The 21,483-nt window shown below is 72.6% G+C and carries 17 protein-coding genes and 1 tRNA gene; 11 read left to right on the top strand and 7 right to left on the bottom strand.

Annotation, left to right across the window (positions count from 1 at the left end; genetic code table 11):
- Positions 1-38: 38 nt before the first annotated feature.
- Positions 39-878 carry a putative RNA methyltransferase gene (locus ACLE50_RS16790; protein WP_410944727.1) on the top strand — a complete coding sequence of 280 codons (840 nt, stop codon included), beginning with the start codon at positions 39-41 and terminating at the stop codon, positions 876-878.
- Between the two features lie 79 nt (positions 879-957).
- On the opposite strand, the gene ACLE50_RS16785 is transcribed toward ACLE50_RS16790, so the two are convergent.
- A tRNA-Gln gene (locus ACLE50_RS16785) sits at positions 958-1,028 on the bottom strand.
- A gap of 257 nt (positions 1,029-1,285) precedes the next feature.
- Here ACLE50_RS16785 and ACLE50_RS16780 point away from each other — a divergent pair.
- The 5 genes from ACLE50_RS16780 (at position 1,286) to ACLE50_RS16760 (ending at position 5,616) form a co-directional block, all read left to right on the top strand.
- Entirely contained in the window at positions 1,286-2,506 is a 1,221-nt protein-coding gene (locus tag ACLE50_RS16780) for a methyltransferase domain-containing protein (protein ID WP_410944726.1), read from the top strand.
- A gap of 2 nt (positions 2,507-2,508) precedes the next feature.
- Positions 2,509-3,345, top strand: coding sequence for a sugar phosphate nucleotidyltransferase (locus ACLE50_RS16775; protein ID WP_410944505.1), 837 nt, complete (start codon positions 2,509-2,511; stop codon positions 3,343-3,345).
- A 66-nt stretch (positions 3,346-3,411) separates the two neighbouring features.
- Positions 3,412-4,104, top strand: a complete 693-nt coding sequence (locus ACLE50_RS16770; protein WP_410944504.1) for a PIG-L deacetylase family protein — start codon at positions 3,412-3,414, stop codon at positions 4,102-4,104.
- 79 nt (positions 4,105-4,183) lie between these two features.
- Positions 4,184-5,212, top strand: coding sequence for an NAD-dependent epimerase/dehydratase family protein (locus ACLE50_RS16765; protein WP_410944503.1), 1,029 nt, complete (start codon positions 4,184-4,186; stop codon positions 5,210-5,212).
- A gap of 134 nt (positions 5,213-5,346) precedes the next feature.
- A complete protein-coding gene (locus ACLE50_RS16760) occupies positions 5,347-5,616 on the top strand; it encodes a DUF2277 domain-containing protein (RefSeq protein ID WP_410944502.1) in 270 nt (89 codons plus the stop codon).
- Positions 5,617-5,896: 280 nt separating this feature from the next.
- Here ACLE50_RS16760 and ACLE50_RS16755 read toward each other — a convergent pair whose 3' ends face one another.
- The 3 genes from ACLE50_RS16755 to ACLE50_RS16745 form a co-directional block, all read right to left on the bottom strand.
- Positions 5,897-7,615 carry an HNH endonuclease gene (locus ACLE50_RS16755; protein ID WP_410944501.1) on the bottom strand — a complete coding sequence of 573 codons (1,719 nt, stop codon included), beginning with the start codon at positions 7,613-7,615 and terminating at the stop codon, positions 5,897-5,899.
- A 483-nt stretch (positions 7,616-8,098) separates the two neighbouring features.
- Positions 8,099-8,656 (bottom strand): DUF6578 domain-containing protein, encoded by a 558-nt coding sequence (locus ACLE50_RS16750; RefSeq protein ID WP_410944500.1) that lies wholly within the window; start codon positions 8,654-8,656, stop codon positions 8,099-8,101.
- A 77-nt stretch (positions 8,657-8,733) separates the two neighbouring features.
- On the bottom strand, positions 8,734-9,615 hold the full coding sequence (locus ACLE50_RS16745; RefSeq protein WP_410944499.1) for a phytanoyl-CoA dioxygenase family protein: 882 nt from the start codon (positions 9,613-9,615) through the stop codon (positions 8,734-8,736).
- 230 nt (positions 9,616-9,845) lie between these two features.
- On the opposite strand from ACLE50_RS16745, the gene ACLE50_RS16740 reads away from it, so the two are divergent.
- The 5 genes from ACLE50_RS16740 to ACLE50_RS16720 all read left to right on the top strand — a co-directional run bounded on the left by ACLE50_RS16740 (position 9,846) and on the right by ACLE50_RS16720 (position 17,228).
- The gene (locus tag ACLE50_RS16740) at positions 9,846-10,652 is read left to right on the top strand and encodes a siderophore-interacting protein (protein ID WP_410944498.1); all 807 of its coding nucleotides are present in this window, start codon (positions 9,846-9,848) and stop codon (positions 10,650-10,652) included.
- A 153-nt stretch (positions 10,653-10,805) separates the two neighbouring features.
- Positions 10,806-14,444, top strand: a complete 3,639-nt coding sequence (mfd, locus tag ACLE50_RS16735; RefSeq protein WP_410944725.1) for a transcription-repair coupling factor — start codon at positions 10,806-10,808, stop codon at positions 14,442-14,444.
- A gap of 84 nt (positions 14,445-14,528) precedes the next feature.
- Positions 14,529-15,449, top strand: a complete 921-nt coding sequence (locus ACLE50_RS16730) for a peptidyl-prolyl cis-trans isomerase (protein ID WP_410944497.1) — start codon at positions 14,529-14,531, stop codon at positions 15,447-15,449.
- 3 nt (positions 15,450-15,452) lie between these two features.
- A complete protein-coding gene (locus ACLE50_RS16725; protein ID WP_410944496.1) occupies positions 15,453-16,439 on the top strand; it encodes a MazG family protein in 987 nt (328 codons plus the stop codon).
- Positions 16,440-16,484: 45 nt separating this feature from the next.
- Positions 16,485-17,228, top strand: coding sequence for a lytic transglycosylase domain-containing protein (locus ACLE50_RS16720; protein WP_410944495.1), 744 nt, complete (start codon positions 16,485-16,487; stop codon positions 17,226-17,228).
- Positions 17,229-17,276: 48 nt separating this feature from the next.
- Here ACLE50_RS16720 and ACLE50_RS16715 read toward each other — a convergent pair whose 3' ends face one another.
- The 3 genes from ACLE50_RS16715 to efeU are packed head-to-tail and all read right to left on the bottom strand — an operon-like array spanning position 17,277 to position 21,370.
- A complete protein-coding gene (locus tag ACLE50_RS16715; RefSeq protein WP_410944494.1) occupies positions 17,277-18,569 on the bottom strand; it encodes a Dyp-type peroxidase in 1,293 nt (430 codons plus the stop codon).
- Between the two features lie 9 nt (positions 18,570-18,578).
- Positions 18,579-19,811, bottom strand: a complete 1,233-nt coding sequence (efeO, locus tag ACLE50_RS16710) for an iron uptake system protein EfeO (protein ID WP_410944493.1) — start codon at positions 19,809-19,811, stop codon at positions 18,579-18,581.
- Positions 19,802-21,370, bottom strand: a complete 1,569-nt coding sequence (gene efeU / locus ACLE50_RS16705) for an iron uptake transporter permease EfeU (protein ID WP_410944492.1) — start codon at positions 21,368-21,370, stop codon at positions 19,802-19,804. Before efeU ends, efeO begins: the two co-directional genes overlap by 10 nt.
- Positions 21,371-21,483: the final 113 nt, after the last annotated feature.

The following is a 21,483-nucleotide window of genomic DNA, read 5'->3' as shown; positions in this document are numbered from 1 at the left end:
CGGACGAGCGGACGGCTCTGCGCGTAGCTGCGGAATCGTTGCGCTGCCCGCATTGCGCTGCGGAGCCGCTGTATGTGGCCGTGGGCGGCGTGACGTGCCCGGGCGGGCACACGTTCGACGTCGCTCGCCAGGGCTACGTCTCGCTGTTGACCGGGAACCAGCGACGTCATCGCGGGGACACCGCGGCCATGGTGGCGGCGCGCATGGCCTTTCTCGAACACGGGCACTATCGGCCGTTGCTCTCCACGCTCACTGCCTTGACCGTTGAACACGCGCCGGCTGATGGGCATCTTGCCGTCGATCTCGCAGGAGGAACCGGTTACTACCTCGGCGGGGTCCTCGACGGGCTGCCCGATCGCTGGGGCGGCGTCGTCACCGATCTCTCGACGGCGGCGCTGCGTCGTGCGGCTCGCGCGCATCCACGAGCCGCAGCGGTCGGCGTCGACGTCTGGCAGCCACTTCCGCTGAGATCGCGATCGGCCGGAGTAGTGCTGAACGTCTTCGGTCCACGCAACGTCGGTGAGATCGAGCGTGTGCTTGCCTCGGACGGGATCCTCGTCGTCGCCGGCGCTGCTCCCGACCACCTCCGCGAGCTGCGAAGGTTGGCCGGGACGATCGGCGTCGATCCGCGTAAGCGGGAGCGTCTCGACGCCGTGCTCAAGGCGTTCGAGCCGGTGGACCGGCAGCCGGTCACCTGGCGGCTTGCGCTGGAGCCCGCGGAGGTCGAGAAGCTCGTTCTCATGGGGCCGAACGCCCACCACGTCGATCCGGTGCAGCTCCGGGCTGCTCTCGATGTCCCGTGGGGACTGGTCGTGGCGACGGCGTCGATCGACGTAGCGGTGTACCGGCTGAGGCGACCACCTGGCGCCGACCGCTGATGTCGGAACCGGATGTCGGATGCCGCACGCGGCCCGGCTGGGGACGCCCCGGCCGGGCCGGGTGCATGTCAGAGTCTTGCTCCGCCGCCAGGATTCGAACCTGGACCATCGGAACCAAAATCCGAGGTGCTGCCGTTACACCACGGCGGATCGTGCCCTCATCGTGGCACGCCGCCCCGCGCGACCCGCGGCCGCATGTCCCGCCGAGGTTGCCTCGGGATGACCGGTCTCACGAGAATGCGAGAGGCAATTCGGGCGGAATCGCCCACTATCGGGCGGCCCACACCCCGGGCGCGGTTACCGCGCGTCGAGTTGACAGACTGCAGCACGTGCTGAACACGGATGCTTCAGATCAGGTGTCGGACCAGGTCGGCGAGGTTGCCGACAGTAACGGTCCGGGTACTGCAATCTCCTGCAGGCTGTGCGGTTCGACGAGCCTGCGGAGCTTCTGCGACCTCGGCGCCACGCCCCCGTGCGAGCTGTTCCTGACCGCGGAGACGGCGGAGCGCCCCGAGTCGACCTACCCGCTGCACGTCCGGGTCTGCAACACGTGCCTGCTCGCCCAGCTGCCTCCGGAGATCACTCCGGAGGAGACGTTCGAGGAGTACGCCTACTTCTCCTCGTTCAGCACGTCGTGGGTCGAGCACGCCCGCCGGTTCGTCGCCGACGCCGTCGAGCGCGCGGGCCTGGACGAGGACTCCTTCGTCGTCGAGGTCGCTTCCAACGACGGCTACCTGCTCCAGCACGTCGTCGAGCGCGGGATCCGCTGCCTGGGCGTCGAGCCCAGCCGCAACGTCGGTGAGGCCGCGCGGGAGAAGGGCGTCCCGACGCTCACCGCGTTCCTCACCCCGGAGACCGGCGCCCGGGTGCGCGCCGAGCACGGGCCGGCGAACCTGGTGTGCGGCAACAACGTCTTTGCCCACATCCCAGACGTCGTCGGCTTCGCGCAGGGCCTGCGCAACATGGTCGCCGACGACGGCTGGGTCTCGATCGAGGTCCAGCACCTGCTCACGCTCGTCGAGCGCAAGCAGTTCGACACGATCTACCACGAGCACTTCCAGTACTACACGCTGCTCACCGGGGAGCGGGCGCTCGCCGCGGGCGGGCTGACCGTCGTCGACGTCGAGCTGCTCGACACCCACGGCGGCTCGATCCGCATGTGGGCGCGCCCGTCGGAGATCGCCGGCGAGCCGTCGGCGAAGGTACGCGAGGTGCTCGCCGCCGAGGCCGAGGCCGGGCTGCACACCCCCGAGGGCCACGACGGGTTCGCCGAGGCCGTCTCCACGATCCGCGACGACCTCGTCGCCTTCCTGATCGACGCCCGCCGTGCCGGCAAGCGCGTCGTCGGCTACGGCGCCCCGGGCAAGGGCAACACCCTGCTCAACTACTGCGGGATCCGCCCCGACCTGCTCGAGTACACCGTCGACCGGAACCCCTACAAGCACGGTCGGCTGACACCGGGCACCCGGATCCCGATCCACGAACCGGAGCGCATCGCGCAGGACCGGCCCGACTACGTGCTGATCCTGCCGTGGAACCTGCGCACCGAGCTCATCGAACAGCTGTCCTACGTCCACGAGTGGGGCGGCAAGCTGGTCTTCCCCATCCCGTCGCTCGAGGTGGTCTGAACGTGAAGGTCGTCCTGTTCTGCGGTGGTTACGGCATGCGGATGCGCGACGGCGCGTCCGACCTGCCCAAGCCGATGCACCCGGTGGGCCCGCGCCCGCTGATCTGGCACGTCATGCGCTACTACGCGCACTTCGGCCACAAGGACTTCGTCCTGTGCCTGGGCTACGGCGCGCACCACATCAAGAACTACTTCCTGAACTACGACGAGACCGAGTCCAACGACTTCGTGCTGCACCAGGGCGAGGTCGAGCTCATGGGCAGCGACATCCAGGACTGGAACATCACCTTCGTCCACACCGGGCTGGACTCGCCGATCGGTGAGCGTCTGCGCCGGGTGAAGGCCCTGGTGGCCGACGAGGAGATGTTCCACGCGAACTACGCCGACGTCCTCACCGACGCCCCGCTCGACGTCATGGTCGACAAGTTCCGCAACACCGACGCGATCGGCCAGCTGATGGCCGTCCCGCCGCAGTCGGCGTTCCACTGCGTCGACGTCGACGACGACGGCAAGCTCGACTCGATCACCACGCTGCAGGAGATGCCGATCTGGGAGAACGGCGGCTATCTCATGTTCCGGCCGGAGATCTTCGACTACCTCGAGAAGGACTGCGACCTGATCGGCGACGTCTGCGCCCCGCTCGCCCGCAAGGGCCGGATGGCGGCCTACCGGCACCGCGGCTTCTGGCAGCCTGCCGACACGGTCAAGGAGCGCAACGCCCTCGAGGCCGCCTACCAGAGCGGCGCCCGGCCGTGGATGCTGTGGGAGTCGCACGGCACCGACCGCGACCCGTTGCAGGCCGCGATCGAGGAGCTGCAGCGGAGCAGCCGGCAGCGCTAGACGGCCCGGCAGGGCCACAGAACGCAGCCGGGCACCCGCCCGGCCACGTGGGGGGAACGACAGAACGTGCTGAACCTGCTGCCCGAGCGGCTCGACCGGATGCTGCTCCTGGGTGCGCACTGCGACGACATCCCGATCGGAGCCGGGGGCACGCTCCTGGAGCTGTGCCGTGCGCACCCGGGGGTCAAGGTGAGCGCCCTGGTGCTCACCGGCGCCGGGTCGCTGCGCGAGGAGGAGGAACGGGCCGCGCTGGCCGCGTTCTGCCCCGGCGCGGACCTCGAGATCACCGTGCTCGACCTGCCCGACGGGCGGGTGCCGCTGCACTGGGAGCGTGCCAAGCTCGCCCTGGAGGACCTGCGCAGCCGCGGCGAGCCGGACCTGGTGATCGGGCCGTCGCCGCACGACGCGCACCAGGACCACCGGACGCTGTCGCAGATGATCCCGACTGCGTACCGCGACCACCTGACGCTGGGCTACGAGATCCTCAAGTGGGAGGGTGACCTCGCCCAGCCCAACGTCTACCTCCCGATGGCCGAGCCGGTCCTGCGGGAGAAGATCGCGAAGCTGAACGAGCACTACGGCTCGCAGCGCGACCGCACCTGGTTCGACGACGAGACCTTCCGCGGGTTGGCCCGGGTGCGCGGCGTGCAGTGCCACGCCCGCTACGCCGAGGCGTTCCACGTGCAGAAGATGACGCTCTCCGTCGCACCGATGGCCGGGTCCGACCCGGCCGGGTTCGGCGCCGGGAACCCGGCCTGAGCCGCACGCCGTACGACGCCGGGCCCACGGGGGCCGCGGCACCGACAGCGCAACACCGAACCCGAGCGAAGGGAACACCATGCGGGTACTGCTCACCGGACACCAGGGCTACCTCGGGACCGTGATGGCCCCGATCCTGACCGCCGCCGGCCACGAGGTCGTCGGCCTGGACACGGGACTGTTCGCGAACTGCATCCTGGGCCACCTGGACGTCCCGGACGTCGAGGGCTACTCGACCGACCTGCGTGACGTGACCGTCGACCAGCTCAAGGGATTCGACGCCGTCGTGCACATGGCCGCGCTGTCGAACGACCCGCTGGGCTCGCTCGCGCCGGAGATCACCTACGACATCAACCACTTCGCCTCCACCCGGCTGGCCAAGCTGGCGAAGGAGGCCGGTGTCGGCCGGTTCGTCTACGCCTCCACCTGCTCGGTCTACGGCGCCCAGTCCGGCGACGACCTCGTCGACGAGGACGCCCCGCTCAAGCCGGTCACCCCGTACGCGATCTCCAAGGTCCGCGTCGAGGACGACCTGGCCGAGCTGGCCGACGCCGACTTCGTGCCGGTCTCGATGCGCAACGCGACCGCCTTCGGCTTCTCGCCGCGGCTGCGCGCCGACATCGTGCTGAACAACCTGGTCGGCCGCGCCGTGCTGACCAACGAGGTCACCGTGCTCTCCGACGGCAGCCCGTGGCGCCCGCTCGCGCACGCCGAGGACATCGCCGGTGCCGTCGCCGCCGCGCTGACCGCGCCCGCCGACGTCGTCCGGGCCCGCGCGTACAACGTGGGCACGGAGAAGAACAACCGGACCGTCGCCGAGATCGCGCAGGCGGTCATCGACGCCGTCCCCGGCTCGACGCTGAACATCACCGGCGAGGCCGGCAACGACCCGCGCTCCTACCGCGTGGACTTCGCCCGTGCCCGCAAGGAGCTCGGCTTCGAGGCCGGCTGGAGCATCCCGGCCGGTGCCGAGCAGCTCGCCACCGAGTACAAGGCGCGCGGCCTGACCCAGGAGGCGTTCGACAACTCCTTCACCCGCCTCGCCGTGCTCAACGCGCGCCAGGCCGCGGGTGAGCTCGACGAGTCGATGCACGTCCTCAAGAAGTAGGCATCCGGGCTTCTCGCCCTTCTTGCACTCGGCCCACGGCCCGTCCCGCGCTACCGTCGCGGGGCGGGCCGTCGCCGTTGCGGGCCGCGTCGACGGAGCATCCCGGGTCGACGGGGCGTTCCAGAGGGGGAGCCATGTGCCGCAACATCCGGACGTTGCACAACTTCGAGCCGCCTGCCACCAGCGACGAGGTGCAGGCCGCGGCGCTGCAGTACGTCCGCAAGATCTCCGGGACGGCGAAGCCGTCGCAGGCCAACGCCGAGGCCTTCGACCGGGCCGTCGCCGCCGTCGCCGAGGCGACCCGGGAGCTGCTCGACGAGCTCACGACCAGCGCGCCGCCGAAGGACCGTGAGGTGGAGGCGGCCAAGGCCAAAGCGCGTGCGGAGCTGCGGTACGCGCGCTGACCGCGCCGGGTAGCGGCACTCCGTCCGCGCCGAGCGACCGCTTCCGGTCCCGCCCTCGCCAGGGAACGGGCGAGCGCTGCGCAGCGGCGTTGACCGCAGCCGGACCGGTGGGGTGGCTCGTCGTCGAACGTCCGGGCCGCGAGATCCGGACCTCCACAGCCGCAGCATTGCCTCCGCGCCGCAGCATCGAGGTGTGGTCGTCGGGGGCCGGAGGAGGCCAGGCCGGATCTTCAGTACTCGGCGAGACCCTCGAGTCGCTCCCACCGTCTCCGGAGCGGACTCAGAACGGGGCCGGCATCTCGTCCCTGCCGTCTCCGTTGTCCCTGCCGTCTCCGTTGTCCCGGCCGTCTCCATTGTCCTCGCCGTCCTCCCTGTCGCGGGGGCGAGGGATCGCGATCTCGCGTTCCGCGGCGCGGCGCGTGAACGCCGCCTGCTGGCTGTCGCCGGGCCCCTCGGCGTCGGGGCCGGTGCTGGGTTTGATCACCCGCCGGTCTGCGACACCCTCGGTGACCACGGTGTCTTCGGTGAAGACGCGGTAGTCCTTCGGGTACGTGGTCGACTGGTAGCCGTCGGGGCTGATCCAGGTCAGTCCACCGTCGGGGCGCACCACTGCGTGCCAGCCGGTGACGTCTTTGAGCTTGTGGTGCCGTTGGCAGAGCCCGAACAGGTTGTCGTCGACGGTGTGGCCGTCCTTGCCCCAGTCCTGGTGATGGTCAAGGTCGCGGATGCGGCGTTCGCAGTTCGGACCGCGGCAGGTGCCGTCGCGGCCGTGGACGTGGTCGTGCAGGTTCGCCGGTGGCCGGTAGGTGTTGCGTCCGTAGTCGAGTAGTTGCCCGGTGACGGGGTCGGTGACCAGCCGTTTCCAGTCACCACCGGCAGCCAGGGCGCGGGCGGTGGTCGCGGAGATGGGGCCGTGGCCGGTGATCTCCCCGGGCCGGTCGGCGCCGAGCAGGGTGTCGAGGCTGACCACGACCTGGATCAGCGGTTTGCGGCCGATCGTGGCGTTGGGGTCGGGCTTGCGGGCGAGGACTTCGGCGACGGCGGTGGCGATGACGTCGGGGTCGACATCGTTCGGGCAGTTATCGGTGGCTGCGCCGGTCTCTGTGCCTGTCGTCGACTCCGTGACCTGCGCGGTCTCAGTATCTGCTGCGGTGCCGGTCGATCGACGCTCGGTGATCACGCTGGTGACCGCGGAGGCCACTGCGGAGAGGTTGGTGATCGTCACCGTGCCCTGCAGCAACTCGTGGGCGAGGTCGCAGCGCCGTTGCGCCAGCGTTCGCGGGTCCTCGGTGCCCAGTGAGCGGGCGAGGCGGTCCAGGGAGTTCCAGGACGCTTCGGTCTGCGCCGCCGAGCCGGACAGCCAGAGTGATCCCATGCCGTTGTCGTTGCGGCTGATCGAGACCTCGCGGTCGTCGAACGCCCGCTGATGACGCTTGGACGCACCCTCGGGATCGGCCCGGTGGATCGCGGTCCGCAGCCGGGCGCGCAACCGGGTCTGGGTGATCGTCGACGCGCCGGGCAGGATCGCGGCCTGCACCGCCCGGGCGGCATCGTCGTCGAGGACCTGGGTGGACTCGGCGATGGCTTCGGCGGCACGTTCCCCGATCCGCCCGGCCTCCCATTCGGCGAGAGTCTCCGGTAGCACTCGATACAAGCGTTCGGCCATGCCGAGTTCGCCGCGGGCCTGGTCCTCGGTCAGGTGCGTCGCCATCGCGACCTGCGACGGCAGCCAGCGGGCCACCGGGACCGGGGTCTTGCCGGTGGCGTCGGGGACGGGTGCGGTGCTGCCGGGTGGGTGTCGTTCGACCAGGGCTCCGAGCAGACGGGTCCGGACCGCACCGGCCCACCGTTCCAGCTGCACCGCGGCCTCGACGGTCTTCAGCAGCTCACGATCCGACAGCTCGCCGGGTACGGCGGCGGTGGTCTCGCAGAGCGCGGCGAGGGTCCCGCCGGGCGGCATCTGCCCGGCGAGTGCCTCTTCGACCGTTGCATCGACCACGTGTTCGATTATACCCGAGCATGCAGCCAGTTCTCCAGTAAAAGTTGCGGTCGTTCGGCGCAGGGAGGTGACCGTTGGTCGGCGCACGACACGCTGTTCCGACGGCTGCAGGTCACGCGTGCCGGGCCGGTGCCTACCGGCGCGGAGCTCGGTCCGGCCTGCTGCGTAGACGGGTCCCTGTCGGTGCACTGATCAGCACCTCGGTGGGGATCGATCGCGTTGTCGAGGCGGGAGGCGGGAGGCGGGAGGCGGGAGGCGGGGCGTCGTCCGGGGACCTGGAGGTCGACGACGCGGCCGGTGTCGGACCTCGACGGGCCACCGAAGGGCCCACTGCGCGGACCGGCGCCCACCTGCAGCGCGGTACCGGGGCGGTGGGGTGGTGCCGGGAAACCCGCTCGGGCCCGTCGTGGACCTGCGGCGAGGCGGGTACGGCGGCGTCACTCGATCTCGACGAGCGCGGACCGGACCCGCGACGACCGGGCCTCAGTCCGGTACGTCGACGTCGACGAGGACGCCGGTCTCGTGACGGCCCGCTCCGGGAAGGGCGGGCACGAACTGCAGCTCGCTGCCCGGCGGAGGCGGAGTGAACTCGTGCTCCGGTACGCCGAACCACTCCGGATACTCGGTCACGTCTCGGGCCCGCTGGGTGCCGGCGACGGGATGGAGGGCCCGGCCGAGGAGCTCGTACTCCACGGACGACACCCGCAACCGCGCCACCCGGCCGATGACGGGGGATAGACCCGGTGGGGGGAAGTGCATTTCACCGGTGAGGCAGCCGCGCAGCAGGTGTTCCCCCGGCTGCGGCAACGGGGCCGGCCGCCGCCACCCCGCGACCACTCCGGGGCGGCTGAGTCGTACCTCGACGCCTGCCGGGCAGCCGGACGCGATGTGCTCGACGGTCCACCGGTGCTCCTCGGCGAACCGGTCGTCGGGGAGGTGCTGGAACATCACCGGCCACGAGGTCTCCTCGCCGATGACCGGCCGGGGAGCGCAGCACCCGATCTCCCAGTCGGCGATCGAGAAGGTGATCCGATGTGGCATCGCTGCCCAGTGTGCGCTGCACCGCCGCCCGGCGGAACCCGGCAGCCGGGAACCCGCCGGCGGCGTGCGCGGGGCGGTCAGGCGCTGGTCAGCGCGTCGTTGAACTCGTCGGCCTGCAGCGGTGCGAGGTCCGAGACGCGCAGGAAGTCGCCCAGCGTGGTGCCGGTGGCTCCGGAGTCCACGTTCTTCGGCCCGCGACCGGCCCGGACGTCGTCCAGGTTGATCGTGCGCAGGTCGTAGGAGAACCGGGTGACGTCGGAGGTGTTCGGCGCCGAGGCGTGCAGGTGGTTCGACGAGAACATGAAGACGTCCCCGGACTGCCCGGCGATCCGGATCTCGCTGCGGGAGTCGAAGTCCTCCAGCGGCAGCGGGTGCGGACGCGTGTCCGCGGTCTTCTCCCCGGCCGCGGCGGTGCGGTGCTTGGTGACCCACTCGTCGTAGTCGTACTGGTTGGAGCCGTTCTTCACCGGCTTGTCGAAGAAGTCGGTGTACATGCTCATGACGTTGTCGCCCTGCACGTCGAACACCGGCGTCCAGTAGTTCACGAGCTGCTGCGGGTGGCCGTACCACATGTCGCGGTGCGCCTTGTAGTTGTAGGAGACGCCCGCGGTGAGGAACTGGTCGGCCGGGATCACGCGCAGCCGGGGGATGTCGAAGTAGGTGCGCTCGGGGTCCGCGCCGAAGTCGATCGCGAACTGCCGGCACAGCTCCTTGGTCCGCTGCCCGTTGGTGAACTCGCGCTTGAGCGGCTCGACGCGGCGGATGAACTCGTCGACGTCCATCTCGTACTGGGCCCGCTCGGGGTCGAGACCGGCGAAGGCCTCGGCGATCAGGTCCTTGGCGTGGTCGGCGAGCGCGTTCGCGCCCCCGATGCCGCTGTAGAGGTAGAAGTCGCCGCGGAACAGGGACTCGCGACGCTCGTCGTCGGTGACGGCGCGGTTCAGGTAGACCGTGATCAACGTTCGCTCCAGGTGCAGGATCCGGTGGCCCGGCTGGTCCCGCGACCGTACCGCAACCCCCCTTGCGGCCCACAGGGTCCGCGGTCCCGGATCGCCTGCTGCGCTGGACGGATGCAGTTGCGGGGGATTCGCGCCCGGATGTCCGGATGTTCCGTGCGGCATACGTCGTGGACCCGGGCGGGTGACCCGTGGTTAGCTGACCCTCAGTACGAGCAAGGGGAGGCTCACTCATGACGCAGGCGGTGCGCGTCGTCGGACTGCGGACGCTGTCGGACACGTTCGTCCGGGCCGAGGTCGAGGGCGACGCGCTGGCCGGCGTCGGGCTGCCCGGCGCCCCGGACGAGGCCTGCGTCTTCCACTTCCCGCAGCCCGACGGCACCCGCGACGAGTTCGGCCGCTGGTACACCCTGCGCACGGTCAGCCCGTGCGGGCGCAAGGCCTCGATCGACCTCGTCTGTCATGCCGGCGGCATCGGCGCGAGCTGGGCGCGGCGTGCCTGCGTCGGCGACGAGATCGGCGTCTCCCGGGCGCACAGCTGGTTCCGGCGTCCTGCCGACGCCCGCTGGCAGATCCTCGTCGGCGACGCCGCGGCGGTGCCCGCGCTGGCCCGGATCGTCGACGAGACCCCGGCCGGGATCGACACCCGGGTCCTGCTGGAGGTCGACGAGATGCCCGCCGAGTTCCCGGCCGGTGCGGACGTCCGTTGCGTCGCACCGGTTCCGGACGGCAGCAGGCTCGCCGAGCTCGTCGAGACCCTCCACCTGCCCGGGGGGCCCGGTTACGTCTACGTCGGCGGCGAGGCCGCGGCCACCCGCGCCGCGCGCAAGAACCTGCGCCACGTGCGGAAGCTGCCGTCCTCGTCCTACGGGGTGCTCGGCTACTGGCGCCGCGACGCGGAGAAGGCGCGGAAGACCTGGGAGGCGAACCAGGAGCGGTACGCCACCGCCTACTCCGACGCCGCGGCCGCCGCCGGGGACGACGAGGAGCGGATGATGGACCTCTACGAGGCGAACCTGGAGCGCGACGGGCTGCTCTGAGCGGTCAGGCGTACCCTCGGACACCGGTACTCCGGCTCGGGCGGGGGCCACTTCCGCGGCCCGGGCAGGGGTCTGTCCTGCGCGCCGGCGGAGCCGCCCGGCGCGCCACCGAAGCCCCACCTCGAACGAGGAGCCAGCGCCGCCGTGGCCATCCTGTCCGGTCTGCTCACCTCCGCCCTGTCCGACGGCGGCCTGCGCGCCGCCGTCGACGCGACCCGGGACGCCGACACCCGCGTCGCGGAGACCCCCGCGGTCCGCGTCGAGGGGCCGTCCGCGCTGCGCCCGCTGCTCACCGGCGGCATCGCCGAGACCCTCGAGCACGGCACCGTGCTCGCCGTGACCGCCACCGACCGCGAGGCCGAGGACCTGGCCGCGGCGGTGTCGGACCTGCTCGGGCACGGGACCGGGCCGGACGCGGCGTCGGACACCGTGCACGACGCGGCGGGCGCCCCGGTCGTCGTGCTGCCGTCCTGGGAGACGCTGCCGCACGAGAAGCTCTCGCCGCGCCCGGACACCGTCGCCCGCCGGCTGACGATCTTCCACCGGCTGTCCGCGGCCGGCACCGCGCCGCGGGTCGTCGTCACCGCCGCCCGGTCGCTGATCCAGCCGGTCGCGCCAGGGCTGGGCGCGCTGGCCCCGGTCTCGCTGGCCGTCGGCGACGAGCACGACTTCGAGCAGCTGCTGGAGCGGCTGGTCGAGCTGGCCTACACCCGTGCCGAGATGGTCACCACCCGCGGCGAGTTCGCCGTGCGCGGCGGGCTGCTCGACATCTTCCCGCCGACCGCCGAGCACCCGGTGCGCGTCGAGTTCTGGGGCGACGAGGTCTCCGAGCTGCGCTCGTTCTCCGTCGCCGACCAGCGCTCGGTCGGCGAGGTCGAGCGGGTCGTCGCACCGCCCTGCCGGGAGCTGCTGCTCACCGCCCCGGTCCGCGAGCGCGCCGCCGAGCTGGCCCGCGAGCAGCCGGAGACCGCGGGGCTCAACGCGAACCCGCTGCGCGAGCTGCTGGAGAAGCTGGCCGAGGGCATCCCCGGGGAGGGCATGGAGTCCCTCATCCCGGCCCTCGTGGGCGAGGACGAGGAGATGGAGCAGCTCACCGACCTGCTGCCCGCCGGGTCGCGGGTGCTGCTCGCCGACCCGCAGCGCATCCGCACCCGCTGCGCCGACCTCGTCCGCACCGGGCAGGAGTTCCTCGAGGCCTCCTGGCTGGCCACCGGCTCCGGCGGCGAGGCCCCGATCGACGTCTCCGGCGCGGCCTACCGCGGCCTGCGCTCGACCCTGGAGCACGCGACGACCACCGGGCGTGCCGTCGTCTCGCTGTCCCCGCTGATCTCCGGCGACGACGAGGTGTTCGTCCCCGGCGTGCAGGAGATCGAGTCCTACCGCGGCGACGTCGAGCGTGCGCTGACCGACCTGCGCGCGCACGTCGCGACCGGGGGAGCGGCGGTGCTGGTGCTCGCAGGCGAGGGCACCGCGGACCGTTCGCTCGAGCAGCTGCGCGAGGCCGAGGTCCCGGCCACCCGGATCGACGAGCTGACCGAGGTGCCGGAGAAGGGCCTGGTCACCGTCACCTGCGGCCGGATGGCCGACGGGTTCACCGCCCCCGCCGTCGACGGCTCCGGCCTGGTCCTGCTCTCCGAGTCCGACCTCACCGGGTCGCGCGCCGGGCTCGACGCGGCCCCGCGCAAGACCACCCCGCGCCGGCGCAACGCCGTCGACCTGGCGGTACTGCAGCCCGGTGACTACGTCGTCCACAACCAGCACGGCATCGGGCGCTTCGTCGAGATGAAGGAGCGCACGATCCAGGGCGCCACCCGCGAGTACCTGGTGCTGGAGTACGCGAGCTCCAAGCGCGGCCAGCCCGCGGACCGGCTGTTCGTCCCGACCGACGCCCTCGACGAGATCAGCCGCTACGTCGGCGGCGAGCAGCCGGCGGTCAACAAGCTCGGCGGCGCCGACTGGGCCAAGACCAAGGGCCGCGCCCGCAAGGCGGTCAAGGACATCGCCGCCGGGCTGGTGCAGCTCTACGCGGCGCGGCAGTCCTCGCCCGGGCACGCGTTCGGCGCGGACACCCCGTGGCAGCGCGAGCTCGAGGACGCCTTCCCCTACACCGAGACCCCCGACCAGCTCTCGGCGATCGACGAGGTCAAGAAGGACATGGAGCGCGCGGTCCCGATGGACCGGGTGATCTCCGGCGACGTCGGGTTCGGCAAGACCGAGATCGCGGTGCGCGCGGCGTTCAAGGCGGTGCAGGACGGCAAGCAGGTCGCCGTCCTGGTCCCGACGACGCTGCTGGCCACCCAGCACCTCAACACCTTCGCCGAGCGGATGCGCCAGTTCCCGGTGACCGTGCGCGGGCTGTCCCGGTTCACCGACCCGGCCGAGGCGAAGGAGACGATCGAGAAGCTGGCCGAGGGCACCGTCGACGTCGTCGTCGGCACGCACCGGCTGCTGCAGTCCGGCGTCCGCTGGAAGGACCTCGGGCTGGTCATCGTCGACGAGGAGCAGCGCTTCGGCGTCGAGCACAAGGAGCACATCACCGCGCTGCGTGCGCACGTCGACGTGCTCACCCTGTCGGCGACGCCGATCCCGCGGACCCTGGAGATGAGCCTCGCCGGGATCCGTGAGATGTCGGCGATCACCACGCCGCCGGAGGACCGGCACCCGACCCTGACCTACGTCGGCGCCTACGACGACAAGCAGGTCGCCGCAGCGATCCGCCGCGAGCTGCTGCGCGACGGCCAGGTCTTCTTCGTGCACAACCGGGTCAGCACGATCGACAAGACGGCCAAGCGGATCCAGGAGATCGTGCCGGAGGCGCGGGTCGCCGTCGCGCACGGCCAGATGCACGAGGAGCTGCTGGAGCGCACCGTCAACGCGTTCTGGCACCGCGAGTTCGACGTGCTGGTCTGCACCACGATCGTCGAGAACGGCCTGGACATCTCCAACGCCAACACTCTGATCGTCGAGCGCAGCGACACCCTGGGCCTGTCCCAGCTGCACCAGCTGCGCGGCCGGGTGGGGCGCGGCCGGGAGCGGGGCTACGCCTACTTCCTGTTCCCGCCCGAGCACCCGCTCACCGAGACCGCGCACGACCGGCTCGCGACGATCGCCCAGCACTCCGACCTGGGATCCGGCGCGGCGGTGGCGATGAAGGACCTGGAGATCCGCGGCGCGGGCAACATCCTGGGCGCCGAGCAGTCCGGGCACATCGCAGGCGTCGGGTTCGACCTCTACATCCGCCTGGTGGGCGAGGCCGTCGCCGCGTTCCGCAAGCAGGCGGGCGGGGACACCGACGCCTCGGTCGAGGACGAGCAGCTCGCCGAGGTCCGGGTGGACCTGCCGATCGACGCGCACGTCCCGCACGACTACGTCGACGGCGAGCGGCTGCGCCTCGAGGTCTACCGCAAGATCGCCGAGGCCCCGGACGACGCGGCGCTGGCCGCGATCGTCGAGGAGCTCACCGACCGCTACGGCGAGCCGCCGACCCCGGTCCGCAACCTGCTCGAGGTCGCCCGGTTCCGGCAGCTGTGCCGCAGGCTGGGCATCGGCGAGGTCGCCGTCGCCGGGTCGCAGATCCGGGTCGGGCCGGTCACGCTGCCGGACTCCGCGCAGATGCGGCTGCGCCGGCTGTACCCGAAGGCGCAGTACAAGCCGGCCGCCCAGCTGGTCACGGTGCCCAAGCCGGTGCAGAACGGCCGGATCGGCGGGGCGCCGCTGCGGGACACCGAGCTGCTCGGCTGGTGCGCGGAGCTGCTGCTCCAGCTGGTCCCCAGCCCGGCTCCGGCCGGCTGAGCGCGGGTTCGGCCACCCGCCGGCCGGGGATCCCGGGCCGGGTGGCGAGACGGGCGCCACACCCACCGTGAGAAGGTGACCGGCGTGCGCACACGTACGGGCAGGCTCCTCGCGGCGGTGACCGTCGCCGGGGCGCTGCTGGCCGGTTGCGGAACCGGGCCGAACCGCGTCGACGCGGCCGCGATCGTCGGGCAGGACACCATCCCGCTGTCCGAGGCCCAGCCGGCGATCACCGCGGTGCTGACCCGGCCGGGTCTCGTCGACGGCCTGCGGGCCCGCGGCGGGTCCAGCGCCGACGTCGGCCGGGCCGTGGTGTCCCAGCTCGTCGTGCGCGACCTGCTGGCCAGGGCCGCGGCCGAGCAGAACATCGTCGTCGGCGACGACCAGGTCGACGCCGCGGTCGCGCAGGCCGGCGGCCCGCAGGCCGTCGAGTCCACCTCGGTGGCCGCCGGGGGGGCCCGCGCCGCGATCCGCGACCGGCTGATCGCCACCCAGCTCGCCGCCCGCGAGCTGGACCGGCTCTCGGTCACCGCCGACGTCGCCGTCGCCCGGTCCCGCGACGAGGCCGTCACCCTGGCCCGCTCGCTCGCCGCGGGCGGTGCCGCGGCCGAGAAGGCGCTGTCCGGGGCGAGCACCGCGCAGAAGGACCTGAACATCCGGCCCGCGGAGACCCCGCAGGCCGCGCTGACTCCGCTGATCGGGGTGCCGGCCGGGCAGGTCGCGGCGTTCCCGCTCGGCTCCGGTCAGGGCTGGGTGGTCGTGCGGGTGACCAAGCGGCAGCTCGATGCGAAGCCGGCAGGCCCTGCCGTCGGGAGCCGGCTGGACCCGCAGACCCTCGGCGAGGCCGGGATCCTGCTGCTCACCCCGACCGCGCTGCGCACCGGGGTCCAGCTCAACCCGCGCTACGGCGTGTGGGACCCGGTGTCGCTCACCGCCGCCCCGGACGCCGAGCAGGCCGCGCAGATCTTCCCGGCCGCCGGCGTCCCGGCCGGACAGGCGGGCTGAACCGTGGCCGCCACCGTCGTCGTCTGCCCGCGCCGGGCCGCCGCGCTGCCCGCCGCCGCGGTGCCCGCGCTGCGCACCGCGACCGCCGTGCTCGCCGCCGCCGAGCTGGAGCCGGGTGTGCGCACCGCGGCAGGCGCCGGGACCTGGGACGGCGACGACCCCGCCGCACTGCCCGACGGCACCGTGCTGCTCGTCCCGGCCGGGCACCCCGCCGCCGACGACGCCGCGATCGCCGGGCCGGACGGGGCCGCGCTGCTCGACGCCGTCGCCGTGATGGACCGTCTGCGCTCGCCCGGCGGCTGCCCGTGGGACGCCGAGCAGACCCACGCGTCGCTGCTGCGCTACCTGGTCGAGGAGTGCTACGAGCTCTACCAGGCCATCGAGGACGAGGACCGCACGGAGCTGCGCGAGGAGCTCGGCGACGTCCTGCTGCAGGTGCTCTTCCACGCCCGGGTCGCCGCCGAGGACCCGGGCTCGCCGTTCGGGATCGACGACGTCGCGACCGGGCTGGTCGACAAGCTCGTCGGCAGGCACCCGCACGTGTTCGCCGCCGGTGAGCAGGTGCACACCGCCGCCGACCAGGACCGCCGCTGGGACGAGCTGAAGCAGGCCGAGAAGCGCCGCGAGTCCTGCGTCGACGGCATCGCGACCGCCCAGCCGGCCGTCGCGCTCGCCGCGAAGCTGGCCTCGCGCACGGCGAAGGCCGGGTTCCCCGCCGACCTGCTGCCCGGCGGCGGCAGTGAGGACCACGGCGTGGACGACGGTGTGGCAGACGGCCTGGACGACGGCGTGGGGGAGCGGCTGTTCGGTCTCGCCGCGGCCGCGCAGCTCGACGGCGGCGACCCGGAGGCCGCGCTGCGCACCGTCGCCCGCGAGTTCGACGCCCGGGTGCGGGCCACCGAGAAGGCCGCCGCGGCCGACGGAGCCGACCCGCACGCCCTGTCCGCGGACCAGTGGCGCCGCTACTGGGCCGCTACGACATGCGTGTGACCCCCTGCTCACCCATTGGGACCAACTGACGGTAGCGTGCGCCACGTGCGCAACCAGTCGCTCCTGCTCGCGATCGGCGGCATCGTCTTCCTGATGCTGGTCGGGGCGTTGATCGGCAGCGGTACCGAGCACGGCCTGTCGACCCCGCACACCTCCCGGTCCAGCGGCTCGGCCCCGGGCGGTGCACCGCAGCTGCCCGCGGGCACCGACGTCGCGGCCTGGGCGCGGTCGGCCGCCCCGGACGTCGACATCCCCGAGCGGGTCCTGCGCGCCTACGCCAACGCCGAGGTACTGCAGCACAAGAAGACCCCGAGCTGCCGGCTGAGCTGGACGACGATCGCCGGCATCGGCAGCGTCGAGTCCCGGCACGCGAGCTCGCGCGGCGCCGAGCTCGGCGACGACGGCAAGGTCAGCCCGCCGATCATCGGGATCGCACTCAACGGCTCGACCGGCGGCACCCGCGCGGTCTCCGACACCGACGGCGGGAAGCTCGACGGCGACGCGCGGCACGACCGCGCCGTCGGGCCGATGCAGTTCCTGCCCTCCACCTGGAAGCGCTACGGCGCCGACGGCAACGGCGACGGCGTCGCCGACCCGCAGCAGATCGACGACGCCGCCCTCGCCGCGGCCGGCTACCTGTGCGCACACGGCCGCGACGTCGGCGGCAGCGGCTGGTGGAGCGGGGTGAAGGCCTACAACGCCTCGATGTCCTACGCCCGCGACGTCTGGGACGCCGCCGACGAGTACGCGAGCCTGGCCGCAGGCGCGGTCAGCGCGTCCGGCCGGTAGCCGCGCACGGGCCGGGCCCGCTCATGTGAACGCACGGGCCGGGCCCGCTCATGTGAACAGGGCCTCGCCGACGTAGTGCCCCTCGGCCGGTGCCGGCGGGACCAGGAAGATCGCCGAGCCGATGTGCCGGATGTACTCGTTGAGCAGGTCGTTCGCGCCGAGACGGTTCTGCAGCGTCACGAAGTTCCGCGGGTCGTTGACGTAGGCGACGAACAGCAGCCCGGCGTCCAGCGACCCGTCCGCGGTGAGGCCGTCGGTGTAGTTGTAGCCGCGGCGGTGCAGCATCAGCCCGCCGTTGTGCTCCGGTGCGGCCAGCGCGACGTGCGACTTCGGGTCGATCGCGGTCTCCCCGGACGCGGTGCGGGCCGCGAAGTCCGGCGTGTCGAACTCCGTCGTGCCCGACAGCGGCGCCCCCTCGGCCTTGCTCCGGCCGATGATCTGCTGCTGGTCGCCGACCCGGTCGGTGTCCCAGGTCTCGAGCAGCATCCGGATCTTGCGGACGACCTGGTAGGTGCCGCCCTCGGCCCACGGCTGGTCCTCGCGGCCGAGCCAGACGAACCGCGAGTACTGCTCGTCGGTGGTGACGTTGCGGGTGCCGTCCTTGAACCCCAGCAGGTTGCGCGGCGTCTGCTGGCCGGGCCCGGCCGAGGCCCGCCCGAACCCGAGCACGCTCCAGTACGGGACGACGGCGTCGCGGCCGATCCGGGCCAGGTTGCGGATCGCGTGGTAGGCGACCTGCGGGTCGTCGGCGCAGGCCTGCAGGCTCAGGTCGCCACCGGTCAGCGCCGGGTCCAGGGTGTCGCCGTTGAGCTTCGGCAGCGCGGTGAACCTCGCCGGCCGGAACCGGGCCAGCCCGAACCGGTCACCGAACACCGCGGGCCCCAGCCCGAGCGTCACGGTCAGCCCGGCCGGGCTGAGCCCGGACGCCTCGCCGGTGTCGCGCGGCGGCTGCACCGGCGACGACGGCTGCACCGCGCCGACCGTGCGCCCGTCCTGCAGCACCGCGATCGACGCCGACCACCTGGCCAGCAGCACCTGCAGGTCCCGCGGACCGGCCGAGTCGGCGAGCCGGAACGAGGCGAAGACCGTGTGCTGCTGCGGCGGCGTCGCGATCCCGCCCTGGTGCGGCTCGCCGTAGAACGGGTACTTGCGGCCCAGGTCGATCGTGTCCGGCTCCGGCTCGGAGCCGACCGCCCAGCCCGTCGCACCGCCCGCGGCGGCACCGGCGACGAGGCCGCCGGTGCCGATCAGCGCGCCGCGCAACAGACCCCGGCGGCTGGTGGACGGCCCGCCGCGGGGCGTGTCCTCCGATCCCCCTCTGCTCTGCTCACCTCCGCGCATCAGCGCTGGTCACACCACCTTCTGCGCGATAGCGGCGAGCGAGTCGTGCAGCGGCTGGATCGCCGCGGTCAGCTTCTTCGCGTCGCTCGCGCGCAGCTGAGGGGTGTAGACCTTGAACCCGCCGGGCGCCGACGGGTCGCGGTAGGTGTCGAGCATCGACAGCACCGACTCGAACTGCTTGTCGATCGTCTGCACCAGGTTGGCGTCGATCTTGACCAGGCCCGGGCGCAGCGACGCGTAGGCCTGCTGGGCGCCCTCGACGTTGCCGGCGAAGTCGACGAGGTCGATGTGGCTGAACTCCTCCTCCTCGCCGGTGATCTTGGAGTTCTGGACCTCCTCGAGCAGGTCGGCCGCACCGTTGGCGAGGTCCTCGGGCTTGTAGGACAGCGACCCGACGACCGACTTCAGCTTGCCGACATTGGTGACCAGGTCCGCCGCGTACTTCTTGGTCTGCGGGGTGATCTTCTTGGCCTTCCAGAGGTCGCGCTCGATCGCGTGGAAGCCCGACCAGCCGACCTTGTCGTCGACCGGGGTGGAGGAGCGCATGTCGATCAGGTAGTCGAGGTTGCCCGCGTTGTCCTCGGCGGAGAAGCCGGGCAGTACGAAGCCCTCGACGCTGGACTCGGCGTGCTCGTAGTAGGTCCGGGCCTTGGCGTAGGCGGTCCTGGACTGCTCGACGTTGCCGGACTGCACGGCGGTGTTGAGCGCGGCGGCGCCGGTCGCGAGCTGGTCGATCTGGCCGCTGACGTAGCCGGCGTACTCCTTGGAGCCCTGCGCGAGGATCTGCTGGGTCGACCCGCTCGGCGGCGCCGCGGCCTGCCCGGTGACGGTGAACGGCACGTGGTCGGTGCCCGCGCCGGGGCAGTAGAGCTGGTAGGCGCCGCCGTCGAGGGTGGCGGTGAACGACACCGGCGCCAGGCCCGGCGCGAGGTTCTCCTTCTCGCCGACGATCCGCTGGTCCTTGAGCAGCTCGACCTCGGTGATTCCGGCGGCGCTGGTGTTGGTGACGGTGAACGTCACCGGACCGGCGGGGACGGAGTCCTTGTCGGGCTTGCACGAGTCGGTGCCGCCCTCGTTGGCCAGGGTCACGGTGACCGCGGCGGGGCCGCCCTGCTGCGCGTCACCGGCCGGCGGTGCGGCACCGGAGTCGGAGCCGCCGCAGGCGCTCAGGACCATCGCCGAGGCGGCCAGCAACCCGGTGACGGTGAGCAGGCGGCGCGGGGGAGTGCTGCTTACGGACATGCGGGGGCCCGTTCCTTTCGTTCCCGGTGGACCCGCCGGCCGCTGCGGAACGCGAGCGCGGCGGAGGCTGCTGCGGCGACGAGCAGGACGGCGGGCAGCCACGCCCGCCAGAGCATCCGCTCGGCACGGTCGGTGCCTGCGGCCTGGACCGCGGCGGTGGTGGCGTCGGCGTCGGCCTGCGGGACGGCCCAGTCGGCGCCCAGCGATCCGACGCTGACGGTCTTCGACGAGCGCAGGCCGCCCCCGGAGAGCGTGACGACCCGCGTCGTCGACGAGGCGGCGGAGACCAGCGCGTCGCCGCCGGACGCGGTCGGCAGGGTGTGCGCGTCGTAGACGGTGTTCGCGCTCCAGCGCGCGGTGAACGGGCCCGGCGTGGTCGCGGCGGACAGCCCGACCGGCAGCCGCCCGCCGGCCAGCTCGGCGAGGCGGCCCAGCGTCACCTCCGGAGCGGTCTCGCCCGGGTCGCCGGACACCTTGGTCTCCCAGGTCCGGCCGTCGCCGGTGTCCTGCAGCGCGACGACCTCGCTGCGCCCGCCGGACTCGACGGTCAGCGGCCGGGTGCCGTCCGCGGCGACCGGCCCGATCGTCGCGGTCACGGGGCGGCCCGCCTCGTCGGTGAGCGTGCGGGTGGGGCCCACGGCGGTGTCGTCGCCGCCGGCCGGGACGGCCAGGACCAGGGCGAGCGCGACGACGGCGAGCCCACCGGCCAGTCCGAGCAGCAGCGGGCGCCGGCGCTCCGGCGCGGGGATCCGCGACGCCGGCCACAGGAAGACCAGCAGGACCGGGACGGCGTAGAGCACCCAGCCCAGCACCTCGACCAGGCGCGGGTCGACCGGGATCCCGAACAGGCCGGTGACCAGGGCGCCGAGCACCGAGGTCCGCGGCATCCAGCCCGAGAGGTCGGCGACCTGCTGCTGGCCGATGACGACCCAGCCCGCTTCGTGCGCGGTGCGCAGCGTGGTCAGCACCAGCCCGGCCGCGATCAGCACCAGGAACACCCCGGTGATCCGGAAGAAGCGGCCGAGGTCGAGCCGGACGGCCCCGCGGTAGAGCGCCGTGCCGATCACGATCGAGGCGCCGATGCCGACGGCCGCGCCGACGAGCGCCGACCAGCCGCTCCCACCGGCGGCCTGGACCGCGGCGAGCAGGAAGACCGCGGTCTCGAAGCCCTCCTTGAGCACCGCGAGGAACGCCATCGCGACGAGCGCGGCCGACCCGCCGCTGCGCAGCGCGGCCTGCGCCTCGGCCTCCAGCTCGCCCTTGAGCCTGTGGGCGTTGCGGTTCATCCAGATGATCATCGTGGTCACGAAGACGACGGCGACCGCACCGATGACCGTCTCGAGCATCTCCTGCCTGCGCTGCGGCAGCGCCGCGGAGACCAGGTCCAGGCCGACCCCGACGGCCAGGCTGATCAGCACCGCGAGCGCGACGCCGAGGAACATCGGGCGCAACGAGTGGCCGTTGCGGCGCAGGAACGCGGCCACGATGCTGACGATCAGCGTCGCCTCGAGGCCCTCGCGCAGGCCGATCAGGAACGTTGCGAGGAAGGCTCCTCCCATGCCCGCCCCCTCCGCCCGGTCCGTCAGGCCAGCCTGCACGGAATCCAGCGAAGGCTAGCCTTCACCCACTGCGGCGGGAAGACGTCCGTCGACGCAGCGTCCTGGCTGGTCAG

It is taken from the genome of Pseudonocardia phyllosphaerae, assembly GCF_046546475.1.
Classification (GTDB): domain Bacteria; phylum Actinomycetota; class Actinomycetes; order Mycobacteriales; family Pseudonocardiaceae; genus Pseudonocardia; species Pseudonocardia phyllosphaerae.
Note: the sequence above shows the minus strand (reverse complement) of the source record. Positions and strands in the feature narration are given on the sequence as shown.

What these genes read in the sequence shown, in the direction of transcription:
- efeU (WP_410944492.1), bottom strand. Translation starts at nt 21,370, where the DNA reads ATGGGAGGAGCCTTCCTCGCAACGTTCCTGATCGGCCTGCGCGAGGGC.
- ACLE50_RS16765 (WP_410944503.1), top strand. Translation starts at nt 4,184, where the DNA reads ATGCGGGTACTGCTCACCGGACACCAGGGCTACCTCGGGACCGTGATG.
- ACLE50_RS16740 (WP_410944498.1), top strand. Translation starts at nt 9,846, where the DNA reads ATGACGCAGGCGGTGCGCGTCGTCGGACTGCGGACGCTGTCGGACACG.
- ACLE50_RS16715 (WP_410944494.1), bottom strand. Translation starts at nt 18,569, where the DNA reads ATGCGCGGAGGTGAGCAGAGCAGAGGGGGATCGGAGGACACGCCCCGC.
- efeO (WP_410944493.1), bottom strand. Translation starts at nt 19,811, where the DNA reads ATGTCCGTAAGCAGCACTCCCCCGCGCCGCCTGCTCACCGTCACCGGG.
- ACLE50_RS16750 (WP_410944500.1), bottom strand. Translation starts at nt 8,656, where the DNA reads ATGCCACATCGGATCACCTTCTCGATCGCCGACTGGGAGATCGGGTGC.
- ACLE50_RS16760 (WP_410944502.1), top strand. Translation starts at nt 5,347, where the DNA reads ATGTGCCGCAACATCCGGACGTTGCACAACTTCGAGCCGCCTGCCACC.